At 70.9% G+C, this 13,877-nt stretch carries 17 protein-coding genes and 1 pseudogene; 5 read left to right on the top strand and 13 right to left on the bottom strand.

Features of this window, described 5'->3' with window-relative positions; all coding sequences use genetic code 11:
* Positions 1-59: 59 nt before the first annotated feature.
* Complete coding sequence (locus ACJ9NR_RS08060) at positions 60-1,070, bottom strand: terpene synthase family protein (protein WP_412488998.1); 1,011 nt, start codon at positions 1,068-1,070, stop codon at positions 60-62.
* 631 nt (positions 1,071-1,701) lie between these two features.
* Positions 1,702-2,652, bottom strand: coding sequence for an RluA family pseudouridine synthase (locus tag ACJ9NR_RS08055; RefSeq protein ID WP_412488999.1), 951 nt, complete (start codon positions 2,650-2,652; stop codon positions 1,702-1,704).
* A 73-nt stretch (positions 2,653-2,725) separates the two neighbouring features.
* Here ACJ9NR_RS08055 and ACJ9NR_RS08050 point away from each other — a divergent pair.
* Positions 2,726-3,073, top strand: a pseudogene (locus ACJ9NR_RS08050) (GNAT family N-acetyltransferase); the annotation flags it as partial.
* A gap of 89 nt (positions 3,074-3,162) precedes the next feature.
* Here ACJ9NR_RS08050 and ACJ9NR_RS08045 read toward each other — a convergent pair.
* Positions 3,163-4,722, bottom strand: coding sequence for an amino acid permease (locus ACJ9NR_RS08045; protein WP_412489000.1), 1,560 nt, complete (start codon positions 4,720-4,722; stop codon positions 3,163-3,165).
* A gap of 292 nt (positions 4,723-5,014) precedes the next feature.
* On the opposite strand from ACJ9NR_RS08045, the gene ACJ9NR_RS08040 reads away from it, so the two are divergent.
* From ACJ9NR_RS08040 to ACJ9NR_RS08030, 3 genes are all read left to right on the top strand, one after another.
* A complete protein-coding gene (locus ACJ9NR_RS08040) occupies positions 5,015-5,635 on the top strand; it encodes a PadR family transcriptional regulator (RefSeq protein ID WP_412489001.1) in 621 nt (206 codons plus the stop codon).
* A gap of 172 nt (positions 5,636-5,807) precedes the next feature.
* Positions 5,808-6,830 (top strand): ATP-binding cassette domain-containing protein, encoded by a 1,023-nt coding sequence (locus ACJ9NR_RS08035; protein WP_412489002.1) that lies wholly within the window; start codon positions 5,808-5,810, stop codon positions 6,828-6,830.
* Positions 6,827-7,603, top strand: a complete 777-nt coding sequence (locus ACJ9NR_RS08030) for an ABC transporter permease (protein ID WP_412489003.1) — start codon at positions 6,827-6,829, stop codon at positions 7,601-7,603. Before ACJ9NR_RS08035 ends, ACJ9NR_RS08030 begins: the two co-directional genes overlap by 4 nt.
* Positions 7,604-7,833: 230 nt before the next feature.
* On the opposite strand, the gene ACJ9NR_RS08025 is transcribed toward ACJ9NR_RS08030, so the two are convergent.
* From ACJ9NR_RS08025 to ACJ9NR_RS07985, 10 genes are all read right to left on the bottom strand, one after another.
* On the bottom strand, positions 7,834-8,682 hold the full coding sequence (locus tag ACJ9NR_RS08025; RefSeq protein WP_412489004.1) for a siderophore-interacting protein: 849 nt from the start codon (positions 8,680-8,682) through the stop codon (positions 7,834-7,836).
* Between the two features lie 145 nt (positions 8,683-8,827).
* Positions 8,828-9,757, bottom strand: a complete 930-nt coding sequence (locus tag ACJ9NR_RS08020) for a 5'-3' exonuclease (RefSeq protein WP_412489005.1) — start codon at positions 9,755-9,757, stop codon at positions 8,828-8,830.
* A 91-nt stretch (positions 9,758-9,848) separates the two neighbouring features.
* Positions 9,849-10,088 (bottom strand): DUF4258 domain-containing protein, encoded by a 240-nt coding sequence (locus tag ACJ9NR_RS08015; RefSeq protein ID WP_412489006.1) that lies wholly within the window; start codon positions 10,086-10,088, stop codon positions 9,849-9,851.
* Positions 10,088-10,642 carry a hypothetical protein gene (locus ACJ9NR_RS08010; RefSeq protein ID WP_412489007.1) on the bottom strand — a complete coding sequence of 185 codons (555 nt, stop codon included), beginning with the start codon at positions 10,640-10,642 and terminating at the stop codon, positions 10,088-10,090. Before ACJ9NR_RS08010 ends, ACJ9NR_RS08015 begins: the two co-directional genes overlap by 1 nt.
* A gap of 199 nt (positions 10,643-10,841) precedes the next feature.
* Positions 10,842-11,054 carry a DUF7848 domain-containing protein gene (locus ACJ9NR_RS41740; RefSeq protein WP_491074829.1) on the bottom strand — a complete coding sequence of 71 codons (213 nt, stop codon included), beginning with the start codon at positions 11,052-11,054 and terminating at the stop codon, positions 10,842-10,844.
* A gap of 14 nt (positions 11,055-11,068) precedes the next feature.
* Entirely contained in the window at positions 11,069-11,320 is a 252-nt protein-coding gene (locus tag ACJ9NR_RS08005; RefSeq protein ID WP_412489008.1) for a hypothetical protein, read from the bottom strand.
* A gap of 5 nt (positions 11,321-11,325) precedes the next feature.
* Positions 11,326-11,517 carry a hypothetical protein gene (locus ACJ9NR_RS08000; RefSeq protein ID WP_412489009.1) on the bottom strand — a complete coding sequence of 64 codons (192 nt, stop codon included), beginning with the start codon at positions 11,515-11,517 and terminating at the stop codon, positions 11,326-11,328.
* Between the two features lie 88 nt (positions 11,518-11,605).
* Positions 11,606-12,454 (bottom strand): helix-turn-helix domain-containing protein, encoded by an 849-nt coding sequence (locus ACJ9NR_RS07995; protein WP_412489010.1) that lies wholly within the window; start codon positions 12,452-12,454, stop codon positions 11,606-11,608.
* Positions 12,455-12,469: 15 nt separating this feature from the next.
* Positions 12,470-12,994, bottom strand: a complete 525-nt coding sequence (locus ACJ9NR_RS07990) for a DUF6879 family protein (RefSeq protein ID WP_412489011.1) — start codon at positions 12,992-12,994, stop codon at positions 12,470-12,472.
* A complete protein-coding gene (locus tag ACJ9NR_RS07985) occupies positions 12,966-13,208 on the bottom strand; it encodes a hypothetical protein (RefSeq protein WP_389829301.1) in 243 nt (80 codons plus the stop codon). The genes ACJ9NR_RS07990 and ACJ9NR_RS07985 overlap by 29 nt, the downstream gene beginning before the upstream one ends.
* Positions 13,209-13,535: 327 nt before the next feature.
* Between ACJ9NR_RS07985 and ACJ9NR_RS07980 the strand changes: the two genes are divergently transcribed.
* Positions 13,536-13,850 carry a hypothetical protein gene (locus ACJ9NR_RS07980; RefSeq protein WP_412489012.1) on the top strand — a complete coding sequence of 105 codons (315 nt, stop codon included), beginning with the start codon at positions 13,536-13,538 and terminating at the stop codon, positions 13,848-13,850.
* Positions 13,851-13,877 lie beyond the last annotated feature (27 nt).

The raw sequence follows: 13,877 nt of genomic DNA, 5'->3' as shown, positions 1-13,877 counted from the left end.
GGTGTCCGCGCCGGCTGTCGGGGCGGGCTCCGCGCCGGCCGTCGGGGCGGGCACCGCGGTCAGGCGGCGGACCGGTACCGCCCGGTGTCCTGGTGCCAGTGGTAGGAGCCCGCCGCCCAGCCCTGGATGGCCCGGGCGTGCCGCAGCACGGCGTGCCGGGTGGCCTGATCCGCGCGCAGGTCGCGCAGCGTCTGCGGGAGGTCGGACCGTACGGTCTCGTCCAGGGTCCTGACGCGCCCCGTCAGGATGCGGTCGACGATGGAGACCGCCTCGTGCAGCGGAACGGCGTACAGCTCCTGCGCCACCTGCACGATGTTGTTCCTGGCGGCGCCCTCGCGGACCTCCTTGGGGTAGGACACGATGTCGTTGTGCAGGTCGACCGTGTCCCGGAAGGCGTTGATCAGGACGGTGAAGGGGCGGGTCGCGCGAATCTCCTCGGTGATCTCCCAGCCCAGCGAGTGCTCCATCAGCAGCGCGCTGCACCCGGCCGCCCCGTAGTCGCGGCGCATCTCCGTCTGCTCGATGAGGTCGGGATAGCGCCCGCGGGTGAGGTTGTCCGCCTCCCACAAGGACGCCTCCAGGAACTGCCGTACGGACCTGGTGTACAGAACCCGCCACGAGCGTGAGGCCTCGGGCGCGGTGCGCTGCCACAGGTCCAGCAGCGCGCGTTCCAGCGGGTGCCGCGGTGCCGGGCCCGAGCCGTAGGAGCTGACCGGCAGGAAGGACATCAGCCGTTCGATGCGCTCCAGGATCCGCGCACGCTCGCCGAGAGCTTCACACCAGGGAAGGAAGACGTCGTCCAGGCACCAGATGACGCTGTGCCAGCTCGACAGCAACTCCAGTTCCCTCGCGGAGGCGTGAGGGTAGGTCAGCGCGGTGAACAGGGTGAAGTCCGCGCGGTCGAAGACCTCGGCGCTCCAGCCGCCGTGATGCGAGTCGGTGTGCTGTGGTTCGAGCAGACCCAATGACCATGCCCAGGCGCGGACGCGCGGCCGGACGTATTCCAGATGCGGATTCACCGTGGCCTTGAACGGCATGTAGAACGCGGGTAGTTGGAAGGTGTCCAACACGGTTGCCTCCTGTGTGGTGAGGTGTCCTTCTGCACCGCGCGGACTGGGCCTGCTGACGGAACGACCGGTCGAACGGGGGGTGGCCGGCCGAGTGCCGGACGCCGAACCGCACAGGCCCGTGGAGAGGCCGCCGTGCGGGGCGCTGTCCATGAGCCATGGGAAGGGGCACCGGGTCTGGTCCGCTGTTCCGAGCAGCCATGACGGCGGTCTCGACGGTAATTTCCGGTGTTACCTCGGAATACGACCCCGGCCCGCATTTCCGGCGAGTAATTCGGCTTTGTCCGGTGTCACACCGCATAAGTGGTGCGAACGGCGCGGAAATTCCTGCGCGAAGCCCTTCCAAGTCGGTATGTCACGGGTTGCTACCGCGAACTCAACGCGACTTGATGCCATGACCCGAGCCTCCGCAAGAACGTCCTACTTCTGGCCGTACTCCCAGCGTGCGTGCGGCCCCGGCGCTCGTGAAGGAGCGTATGAGGAGCGTATGACGGCACACGAGGGGCGCACTTGGTTGAAATGTTGTCATGCGTGGCATCAATCCGAAAGTGTTGGTTCTGATTCGTTCTTGGCTGTACGAGTGAACTGGTGTGAAACGCGCGACAGTTGTCGACTTCGGTCGCGAACGGCGTCGTCAGCGACCGGCCCAGTCGGCGTGGGAACTCCACGCCGTGAGGGCGCGCGCACTGCGGAACCGGTGCTCCGCCCCCGTGACCGGGTCGGTGAAGTCCAGCGCCCGCGCCAGCAGTTGCAGGGGCCGCCGGAAGTCACCGGCCGGCACCGGACCGGTCACCACGGGATAGAGCGGATCACCGAGGATGGGCACGCCCAGCGTGTTCATGTGCACGCGCAGCTGATGGGTCTGCCCGGTGCTCGGAAGCAGCCGGTACCGCGCCGGCCCGCCGGTCCGGTGCTCCATCAGCTCGACACGGCTGACGGCGTTCGGCTCGCCCTGGACCTCGTACGCGGCGAGCACACCACGGTCCTTCACGATCCGGCTGCGCACGGTCCGGGGAAGGACGAGAGAGGGATCGTACGGAGCGACCGCCTCGTACTCCTTGCGGACCCGCCGGTCGCGGAAGAGCGACTGGTAGGCGCCGCGTTCCTCGGGCCGCACCGTGAACAGCACCAGCCCGGCGGTGAGCCGGTCCAGCCGGTGTGCGGCGCCGAGGGCCGGGATGCCCAGCTCCCGGCGCAGCCGCGCGAGCGCGGTCTCGGTGACATGGCTGCCACGCGGGGTGGTGGCCAGGAAGTGCGGCTTGTCCACGACGACGATGTGCTCGTCGCGATGGACCACCTCCAGCGGGAAGGGCACCGGCACCTCGTCGGGCAGCTCCCGGTGGAACCACACGAACATGCCCGGTACGTACGCCGCGTCGGGCGCCACCGCCCGTCCGTCGGCGCCGACGATCCGCCCCGCGGCGAACAGCCCCTCGACGACGCCCGCGCCCGCCCCGCTCAGCCGCTCGGCCAGGTACTCCCGCGCGGTGGCCCACCGCCCCTCGGCGGGCAGCCGCACCCGCACCGGATCGACCCCGAGCCGCTGCGGCAGGGGAGAGGGCGGGATCCGGGACCTTCGGCTCATCACGGTGAAGCCTACGGCCCCCGAAACCCCGTCGGACCGCTCGCGTCCGGCGTGCAGGACGCGCACCACGGAGGAGCGCGTCGCGCTGCGGGCCGTGGCCGGCGCGGGCACCGGCCGGCTGCCGAGGCGGGTGGCGCTGCGCGACAGCGTGCTCGTCGACGGCCTGGCGAGGATCGCGTACGGGACGACGGCGGCGGCCCGCGGCCGGGGCGTGGCCGCCCGCGCGACGGCCGCGGTCACCCGCTGGGCCTTCGAGGAGATCGGCTTCCGCCGACTCGAGCTCCCGCACGCCACCGCCGACCAGGCCTCGTGCCGCGTCGCCGCGAAGACCGGCTTCCCGCTGGAAGGCGTGAGGCGCAGCGCCTTCCTGCACCCCGACGGCCGGTACGACATGCACCTGCACGCCCGCGTCCACCGGGACCGACCCGGACGCGGCCGGCACTCCGCAGGAGACGCCGGGGCTGCCGTCTGCCGTGTGCGGCTCCGGCGTGGCCGGCCGGGCCCCGGACCTCAGGCCCCGGCCTCCTGAACGGCCGCCTCCCGCACGGCGGTCCGGCCGGCCGCACGCCCGCGCCAGGCCCGGTAGCCGGCGCCGACCGCCAGGGTGGCGACCAGGAACAGCACCGTGAACCACTGGAAGTACCAGTGCCCGCCGGTCGGGTCGTACACCGCCGCCCGGGGCCAGGCCAGGTTGACGGTCATGAAGAGGCCGTAGACGAGGGCGAGGGCGTTGACCGGGACGCCCCAGCGGCCGAGCGAGAAGAGTGCGCCGCCGGCCTCGTCGCCGCCCTCGGCGGAGAACTGGCCGCGCAGCCGCCGGACCAGGAGCGGGCCGGTGACCATCGCGTACGCCAGGTAGAGCAGCACGATGCAGGTGGTGCCGATGGCCAGGAAGGCGTCCGGGGAGGCGAAGTTCAGCAGCAGCAGGGCCGCGGCCAGGACGCCGACGACCAGGGCGGGGGCGCTCGGCATGCCGGTGCGCGGGTTGACGCGGGCGAGGCGCGCGGAGAACGGGAGCCGGCCGTCGCGTGCCATGGAGAACAGCATCCGGCAGGCCGCCGTCTGGATCGCGAGCGTCGCCACCGTGATCGCCACCACCACGTCCGCGAGCAGGGTCTTGCCGACGCCGTCGCCGAGGCTGCTGGTCAGCACGTAGCTGAGGCCGTCGGCCCCCAGGCGCCCGTCGGTCAGACTGGGCGCGGCGAGCACTCCGCCGAGGACGACCAGGCCGCCGAGGAGCCCCGCCGCGCCCAGCGCGGTGAGGATCGTGCGGGGCGCGGTGCGGCGCGGACGGTGCGTCTCCTCGCTCATCTCGCCCGCGCTGTCGAAGCCGATCATGACGTACGCCGCCGTGAACGACCCGACCAGCAGCGCCCCCGCCAGGCCGGGCCCGGCGGCGCCCTGGGTGTGGAAGGTGATGCCGGGGGAGCGGCGGGAGTGGGTCAGCAGCAGCACCACGATCAGGACCGCGCCGATGATCTCGGCGGTCACGCCGACGCGGTTGATCAGCGACATCACCCGGTTGTCCACGGTGTTCACCAGCGTGGTCAGCACCAGCAGGATCACCCCCAGGACCGCCGCGTTCGCCGCGCCGTCGGGCGAGGTGGGCGCCGGGTCGCCGCCCACCAGCTGGAAGCCCGGCCAGATCGCCGGCAGCACCATCTGCAGCGCCAGCGCCGCCGCCGCGACCACCACGATCTGCCCGATCACCATGATCCAGCCGGCGAACCAGCCGAAGGTGACGTTCGCCAGGCGCGATGACCACTGGTAGACGGCGCCCGAGATCGGGTAGCGGGCGGCGAGTTCGGCGAAGCAGGCGGCCACCGCCAACTGCCCGGTCAGCACCGCCGGCCAGGTCCAGAAGAAGACGGGGCCGCCGAAGGCGTACCCGAAGGCGAAGAACTGGAAGACCGTCGTCAGCACGGAGATGAAGGAGAACCCGGCCGCGAAGGAGGCGTACCGGCCCAGGCTGCGGTGCAGCTCCTGGCGGTAGCCGAACTCGGCGAGGGAGCCGTCGCCGGGGGAGTGGGGCGGGTCGGGGCGTACGTCGGAGGGGGCGGTTGTCGTCATGTCGGCACCTGCCTTCGGCGCGGAGTCCTGGGAGCGTGAATTCCTGTCAGGCGACAGAAATTAGGGACGGGCCGTTTCGTGCGCGTCACGCCGGCGTGTCCGCGCCGGGCCCAAGTCCTCACGGGCCTCGCTCCGCGGTGCCCGCGCAACGGGTTGGCTCCGCGGCGCCCACGCACTTGCCCCGTACGTGAAAACGCGATACATCGTGTGTATTGACGCCTGTGCGTGGGTCGCGATATGTTCGCTCACGGATATTCGGGAACGAAGCGAGCGGCGGAATGAGGTGATGGTCATGGCGATGAAGCGCCGCAAGCTCGGCAATCCGCTGGCGCTGGCCGTGATGGTCACGCTCTGGCAGAAGCCGATGCATCCGTACGAGATCGCGCAGACGCTGCGCCGTCAGGGCAAGGACGTCAGCACGAAGATCAAGTACGGCTCGCTCTACACGGTCGTGCAGAACCTCGAGAAGCACGGCTTCGTCGAGGTCGCCGACGTCGAGCGGCAGGGCAACCGCCCCGAGCGCACGGTCTACGGGCTCACCGAGGCGGGGCGGGAGGAGATGGCCGACTGGCTGTCCGATCTGCTGGCCGTCCCCGCGAAGGAGTTCCCGATCTTCGAAACCGCCCTCTCACTGGTCGGCGCCCTGCCTCCCGACGAGGTGGTGCGGCTGCTCGAGGAGCGGCTGCAGAACCTCGACGTGGAGGTGGTGAGCGGGCGCGCGGCGCTCCAGAAGCTGAGCGAGACGCTGCCGCGGCTGTTCCTCGTGGAGGTCGAGTACCAGTTGCACATGGTCGAGGCGCAGGCGCGCTGGGTCCGCGGTTTCCTCGAGGAGATCGAGAAGGGCACACTGCCCGGCGTCGACGCGTGGCGCCGCTTCCACGAGACGGGGGAGCTGCCACCGGAGTTCACATGAACGAGAAGGACCCCGGCCGGGCTGTTGCAGCAGCGTGGCCGGGGTCGCGAACCCCGAGCTGACTCCGCCGTGCGGCGGCTCCAGGCGATCGAGGTGCGGCACACCCAGGATAGCCCGGCGCTCCCGGCACGGACGGATCAGCTGTCATCCGCTCATCAGGAGAGCTGTCGTCATGAGTAGTACCCGTGCGCCCGCAGTGGCGGCGCGCCAGCTGATCAAGACCTACGCCGGTGATGTCACCGCCCTGCGCGGCATGGACGTCACCGTCGAACCGGGCACCGTCTTCGGGCTCCTCGGGCCCAACGGCGCCGGCAAGTCCACCACCGTCAAGATCCTCACCACCCTCGCGAGGCCCGACTCGGGCAGCGCCACCGTCGCCGGGCACGACGTGCTGCGCCATCCCGACCGGGTGCGCCGCGCGATCGGCGTGGTCGCCCAGGGCTCCGGCGCCGACCCGGTCGCCACGGGCCGCGAGAACCTCCGGCTCCAGGGCAGGCTCTACGGGCTGAAGGGCGCCGGGCTGAACAGGCGGGTGGACGAGCTGCTCGACCGCTTCAGCCTCGCCGACGCCGCGAAGCGTCCGGTCAAGGGCTACTCCGGCGGCATGCGGCGCCGCCTCGACGTCGCCCTCGGCCTGGTGCACCGGCCCGAGGTGCTCTTCCTCGACGAGCCCACCACCGGCCTGGACCCCGAGGCCCGTACCGCGATGTGGGACGAGATCGACCGGCTGGCGGGCGAGGAGGGCCTGACCATCCTGCTCACCACGCACTACCTCGACGAGGCCGACCGGCTCGCCGAGCGCATCGCCATCGTCGACCGCGGCCGGGTCGTCGTCGAGGGCACTCCGGACGCGCTGAAGGGCGAGCTGCGCGGTGACGCGGTCCATCTGGAGCTGCGGGAAGTGCTCGGCGAGGCCGGCCGCACGCTCCTCAAGGGCGCCGTCGGCGGGCTGTCCGGGCTGCACGAGGTGCTGGTCGACGGGCGCCGCGTGAGCGTCCGCGCCGACGACGGAGCGGCCGCCGTGCCCGCGCTGCTCGGGGCCCTGGAGCGGGCCGGGGTCAGGGTCGCCGCGGCGACCGTCGCCCGGCCCTCCCTCGACGACGTCTACCTCCGCTATGTCGGCCGCCGTTACTCCGAGGCCGAGGCCGGCGCCGGAGCCACCGACCGCCTCGTCCCCGCCGGAGGTGCCCGGTGAGCACGGCCGTCTCCCAGACCTGGTACATGACCCAGCGCCAGCTGGTGGTCTTCACCCGGCAGCCGGCGTACGCGGTCATCACACTGATCCAGCCGGTGATCTGGCTCTTCCTGTTCGGCAGCCTCTTCAAGAAGGTCGTCGAGCTGGGCGGCTTCGGGACCACCACCTATCTCGACTACCTGGTCCCGGGCGTGGTCGCGATGAGCGCGCTCGGCTCCAACATGTGGGCGGGCATGGGCACGCTGGAGGAGATCCAGCGGGGCACGCTCGACCGCTTCCTGACCACTCCGGTCAGCCGGGCGGCGCTGATGAACGGCAACGTCGTCAACAACGGCCTGGTCACCGCGTTCCAGTCGGTCGTCATCGTGCTGCTCGCGCTGGCGGGCGGCGCCGACTACCCGGGCGGCGTCGCCGGCGTCGCCGTCCTGGTCGCCGCCTCCGTCCTGCTCGGCACGGTCTTCGGCGCACTGTCCAACGCGCTGGGCATGCTGGTGCGGGAGCGGGAGTCGATCATCGGCATCAACACCTTCCTGCTGCTGCCGCTGACCTTCCTGTCGAGCGCCTTCATGGCGCCGTCCCAGATGCCCGGCTGGATGCGGCACATCGCCGACTTCAACCCGCTCAACTGGGCGATGGTCGCGGGCCGTTCGGCGCTGTCGGAGCACCCCGACTGGGGCGACGTCCTCAGCCGCGGCGGGGCGCTGCTGGTGCTCGCGGTGGCGGCGGTGTGGCTGTCGATCCGCACGTTCCGCTCGTACCAGCGGAAGGTGTGAGCCCGGCGGCGCGCCGCGTGAGCACCGGGGCGCACGGCGTGAACACGGCCTGAGCAGCAGGGTGTGAACGCGGCCTGAGCAGGGCGTGGGCGCGGCCTTAGCAAGGCCGGGGGGCCTGAGCAAGGCCCCGAAGGCCACGAACCCGAACCGGGCTCTACGAAGAAAGGTGATGGGCGGCGCCTCGATCCGAGGTGCCGCCCCCGGCACGTCTCGCCGTGCGGGCGGCCGTCTCACGCCGCGGGCGCCGAGCCCTCCTGCTCCTGCTCGACGCGGGCGTTCCACTCCCGCTTGGAGGCCTGCCAGCCGTCCTCGTTGTGGCCGAGCCGCCAGTAGCCCGAGATCGACAGGTCCTCGCGCGGGATCCGCAGCTCGACGCGGAGCAACTGGCGCAGCTCCTTCACGAAGTGCGCCTCGCCGTGCACGAACGCGTGCACCCGGCCGCCGGGGAACTCCAGCGCCCGTACCGCCTCGCACAGCCGCTCGCCCACGGGACGCTCGCCGCGGTGCAGCCAAACGACCTGCACGTCGGAGTCGATCTTCTGCTCCTCCTCCGGCCCGGAGACCTCCACGAAGGCGTGGGCGGTGACGCCCTCGGGCAGCGACTCCAGGGAGCGGGCGATGGCGGGCAGGGCGCTCTCGTCGCCGGCCAGCAGATGCCAGTCCGCGCTCACGTCGGGGGCGTAGGCACCTCCGGGGCCCATGAAGCGCACGGTCTCGCCGGGCTCGACACGCGCCGCCCACGGACCGGCCAGGCCCTCGTCGCCGTGGATCACGAAGTCAAGCGTCATCTCGCGGGACTGCGGGTCCCAGGCGCGCACGGTGTACGTCCGCGTCACCGGCCACTGCTCGCGCGGCAGCTCCTCGCGGATGCGCTCCATGTCGAAGGGCTCGGGGTAGCTCACGCCCGGGGCCGGGGGGAACAGCAGCTTCACATAGTGATCGGTGCACGTGTCGGCCGCGAAGCCGGCCAGCCCCTCGCCGCCGAGGACCACACGCTGCATGTGCGGGGTCAGCCGCTCGGTGCGGACGACCTGCGCGGACTGCGCCCTTCGCGGCTTGCGAGCCGGGCGTTCTGCCATGGCGACCTCCATGCTCCCTTGCTTAGGCTTGCCTAAGTTAGCACCTCTCCGCCGTCAGTACGCCATCTGCCCCGGCAATCAAGGCGACATCAGGGCAACGTCGCGGCAACTCCGGGAGCGGCAACTCCGGGAGCCGGTACGGCGTTCACCCGCCCAGTGTGGCCAGCAGGCGCTTCAGCGACCCGCCGAGACCCCAGCGGGCCGCCAGCTCCTCCAGCGCCGCCGGGTCGCGCGGGGTGTGCGGCAGTGCCGTGTCGACGTCCGGCAGCGGGACGTCGCCGGCGACCCTGACGACCTTCGGCGCGACCGCGAGGTACGGCCGCGACTCCTCGAGCCGCTTGCGCTGCGACGGCGTGAGCTTCGCCCTCGGGTCCTCGACCGCGGCCATGATCCCGGCCAGGTCCCCGAACTCGGCGAGCAGCTTCGCCGCCGTCTTCTCGCCGATGCCGGGCACGCCCGGCAGCCCGTCGCTCGGGTCGCCGCGCAGCAGCGCCAGATCCGCGTACCCCTTGCCGTCGACCCCATACTTCTCGCGCAGCCACGCCTCGTCGGTGACCTGGAGCGTGCCGACGCCCTTGAGCGGATACAGCACGCGCACGCCGCGCGCGTCGTCCACGAGCTGGTACAGGTCGCGGTCGCCGGTGACGATGTCGACCGGGCCCTCCGCCCGGGCGGTGAACGTGCCGATCACGTCGTCCGCCTCGTACGGCTCCACACCCACGCGTGCGATGCCGAGCGCGTCCAGGACGGCCTCGATGACGGGCACCTGGGGGGAGAGGGTGTCGGGCACCTCCTCCTCGTCCGGCCCCGCCGCGTGCTCCTCGGCGACGCGGTGCGCCTTGTAGGAGGGGATGAGGCCGACCCGCCACTGGGGGCGCCAGTCGGCGTCCATGCAGGCCACGAGGTGGTCGGGGCGGTGGTCGCGGACCAGGCGGTCGATGAATTCCAGCAGCCCGCGCACGGCGTTCACCGGCGTGCCGTCCGGCGCCTTCACGGACTCCGGGACGCCGAAGTAGGCGCGGAAGTAGAGCGACGGGGTGTCTAGCAAAAGGCACTTTCCAGATCTGGTGGTCATGCGGTCAGGATCGCACTGCTGCCCGCTGGACGTCCCAAAACGGCGAACGCCCCCAGGATGTCCCGGGGGCGTTGCTCGTGCCGTCCTACGGTCAGCAGGCGCGGTCGATGACGTCGCGGTCATCCCAAGTGGTCGCGCGTCCACGAAGGAGGACGGTCACTATCGCGCCGTCCGCCGCTACGACGACGCACAGCGAACCCTTCACGTACCTGGTGCGCCCCTGGTGGGGCTCGGTTCCGTCCGGCCGCCGGATCGCTTCGCCGACCTCCTCGGGGGACACGTCGCGCTTCGCCATCTGCGCCAGGGCGTGCTTCGTGAAGCGGTAGCCCATCACTTGCCCGCCTCCTCGTCCTTCGCGGCGGCGACGGAGCGGCACCCCGAGCACCAGTCGGCCGACCGGCGGCGAGCCGTCCAGGCGGCGCGGTGCGTCGGGTGGAACTCCTGCTCGTCGTGCGTCACGCAGAGAGCCATCCACTTGTCGGCAGCGTCGACCAGGCCGTACTCGGCGCAGTTCACGGACGCGGTCAGTGCGCCGGTCGCGCGGACGACAGAGGCCCAGCGCACGCCGGGGATCGCTGCGGCGGCCTCCGCGTTGTGCGCGGCGGCGAAGACCTTCGTCGGCTCGGTGCGCGTGGTCGCCTTCGGCTTGGCGGCCTTCTTGGCCTTCGCCTTCCGCTTGGCCTTGGGCTTCGGAGCTTCGACCGGGGCGGCGGCGGTCGGCTTCATGAGCTCAGGGGCGCGGCGTTCGCAGGTCTTGCACGTCGCACCGGTGGTGACCGGCTCGCCGTAGACGCCCTGACGGCCGCAAGCGGTCCAGCTGGACGCGAGGACGACGTGCACAGCGGCGCCCTTGCCTATCGTGCGGTGCGTGTGTTCGGCGTTCATTTGGTGGCCCTCCCGGGTCGCTAGCGATAACGACTCGGGCATGTAAAAGCGCTGGTCACGGCCCTGGGAGGAGCCTCCGGGCAGGAAGTGGCTGGAGCCACAGACGACGAAGCCCCCGCCCATGCGTCACGGGGGAGACGCACAGACGGGGGCAGCCGACACGCTGAGCCTTGCTTGGGCCGTCCTCAGCGGGCCGGGGTCATTCGTCCCGCGTCACGCGGGCGTGATCGGTGTACTCGCGTCGGAACAGGTCATGACCAGTGCGCCCGGCGTGCCGTAGCGCCCAGTCCTGAGCTTCATCGGCGGTGTCCTTGGGGCCCGACGACTCGCCGCACCCCTCGGCCGCGCAGACCAGTTGCGCTGCGATGCCGCGCGCCGGGTCGTGCCTGATCGTGTGCGATACGTACCGCATCACTGAGCGCGGGCTCATCCGGTCGCCTCGGCCGACGGCGCGGGGGTGTCGTGCCTACCGGCCGTGCTCAACGGCAGGTCGTCCAGCAGCTTGCTCGCTGTGCCGACCCGGAATGCCCCAAGCTCGACGTACGCCCGCCCGGTGCTGGTCACCAGGGGGCGCACGCGTGCCGCTTCCGCCTCCGGGACACCTGCGCGGGTGAGTGCCGCCCGCAGCAACCCCGCAACGTGTTCCGCTTCCGCGCGGGCGCTCTTGTACTGGTCCATCGGGATCATGAGCGCCGCCGCTTGGGGTGCGGGTGCTTGCGGATCTCGACATTCACGTCCGAGACCTTGGACAAGTCGCCCTGCTGTCGCGCTTCCTCCCGCTCGGCGGCCGGCGCGCCGCACACGTCGCAGCCGGCTACCGGGTCCGGCGCGGTCATGAAGAGGTCAGCGGGTGGGCTGGAGTAGGCGTGGCTCATGGGCACCCCTCGGCGTCGTCCTGATGACGACCACGCTAGGAATCGGCCAGTCCGGGGCTCCACGAAGTTGCACGGAATTGCACGCGACTTACCCGAGGGTGCTGATGGCATCGGTGATCAACGCCCGTGCGTCGGCGCCGTAGACGGCGAGTTCCGCTGCGCGGGTGAACGCCTTTACGTACATCGCGATCTCGGACGGCGCCGTGACGTTGACTGCCGCAGTCAGTAGCTCGACCTGGGCTTGCTCGTTGTCATAGATCGAGAACGTCTCTAGCGGCCACATGCCGCGCTCAGCTGCGAACGGGACCACGCCGAGCGAGACCGCCGGAAGCGACATGATCGAGAGCAGGTGCCCGAGCTGCCCGGCCATCACCTCGGCGTTGCCCATGCGGTACCGCAGGACGGCTTCCTCGACGAGGATCGCGAAGCGGTGGTCACCCTCGCGCAGCACCCGCGCCCGGTCCACGCGGGCGGCGACGGCTTCGGCGACGTCGTTCGGGGTGCCTCGGAAGTCCGTGATCTCGGACAGCAGCGCCGTCGCGTATGCGGGCGTCTGGAGCAAGCCGGGCATCACGTTGGAGCAGTAGATGCGGAACACCCGGGTGCGCTCGAACAACGGCACGTAGGACTCTTGGAGTCGGCGCAGTCCGGTGCGCTGGACCCGCTTCCACTCGACGTACATCGACTCCGCCGAGCGTGAGGCGGCGATCAAGTCGGCGGCCTGGTCAGCGGCTTGGCAGATGCCGCACCACGCGCGGATATCGGCGTCGGACGGCGGGGTGACGCCGTTCTCGATGCGCGAGGACTTCGACGGGTGCCAGCCGGCTCGGAGGGCGACCTCCCGCCCCGTCAGCCCAGCGTCCAAGCGGATCTCCTGCAGACGGGCGGCGACCGCTTCGCGGGCAGCCTGCACGCTGGACGACGGGGAACGGGCCATCGGTGCTGCGGTGCCTCAGATCGTGTAGCGGTCGTGCGGGACGGCGCGCTCCCAGACGGCGTCGAACGCCGACGAGCAGAGCTTGACCACGGCGGGGCGATCGTCGACCTCGTCGCCGAGATACGCGCCGTCGCCGGAGAAGTAGCCGAACCGAACCAGCCGATCATCGAAGACCCAGAAGTCATTGCCCGGCAGGGCGAGGTCCGACGCGTTCCGCCGGGGAAGCCAGCGGATCTCCTCACCGGCGGCGATGTTGGTAAACGTGCCGTCGTACAGGTACCGGGTGTACTCGCTGACCGGCTCCGAGACGATCCGGGCACGCCGGATGACGACGCCACGGCCGACGGCTTCGGCGACCATGTCCAGCCACGGCCGCCACCAGGACTCCCGGTCGTTCGGGTTCGGCCGGTGACCGGACTTCCATGCGGCGACGCGCGGCGCCTCGTCGGGGTCGTCGTAGAAGTCGCGCATCTCCAGATGCACGGCGGAGCGCTGGCAGCTCGCCAGCAGTTCAGTGAACGGCGGTGCCGTCTGCGGCATCGCAAGCCTCCCGGATAGCGGCAACCATGCGCATCGGCAGCCGTACGACGGTCTCACTGTCGGGGATCGGGCCGGTCTTCAAGCACTCGTCGCGGGTGCCGTCGTCCACCGTCCACCCCTGGAACACAAGCTCCTGCTTCTCTTCGTCCACCCACACCGTCGGGCAGTTCGCCCCGTCCGTGTTCGGGTCCTTCGCGATGAACCGTAGCGTCATGATCCCCTCCGTCGTCCTCCGGTTGCACGGACTTCTACGAACCTTCCGAGCACGGCCCAAAGCGTCAAGGGCGCGATTCCGGCCACGCGTCGACGGCGGAACGCGAAAACGCCCCCGCCGGAGTCCCGCAACGGGGACCCTGACGGGGGCGTGTAAACGAGGTCAGGCGACGGCAGCCAGGTACCGGCGGGCGGCCCGTTCGGACACGCCGAGGCGTTCGCCCAACGCACGGCCGGTCGGCCGGACACCGGACGCAGTGGCGCAAAGTCGTGGAGGTTCAGCTATTCACAGGAAGGTGCTGAGGAAGAGGTTGATGAGATGGTCGGAATGCTGGACGAGCTCCAGGATTGGGCGGACATCTCGGGTGACCTGTTTGGGCTTAAACAACAGTGCGATGCTGTCAAGCGGTTCGAGGAGATCGTGCTTCGGGCGGCTGAAATTGGCTACGTCATCTATGCGCGCGAGCTCGCACTCCTCATGACCGGCGGTGCATACGAGGAACCGTGGTCCTGGAAACAGGTCGAGGTGTATGCACCGCGAGCGACAGTGCTCTTTGATGAGGTGGCCAAGCACATGAACTCCGCACCAGCCGATGACGGGGAAGGTACGGCCGCGCCGGAGCCGGGCCAGCCGGGCGCGTAGACGACGAGGGCGACGCCCCGGGACCAT

It is taken from the genome of Streptomyces sediminimaris, assembly GCF_047049295.1.
Taxonomy (GTDB): Bacteria; Actinomycetota; Actinomycetes; order Streptomycetales; family Streptomycetaceae; genus Streptomyces; species Streptomyces sediminimaris.
The sequence above is the reverse complement of the archived record's forward strand: the minus strand, read 5'-3'. Positions and strand labels throughout refer to the sequence as shown.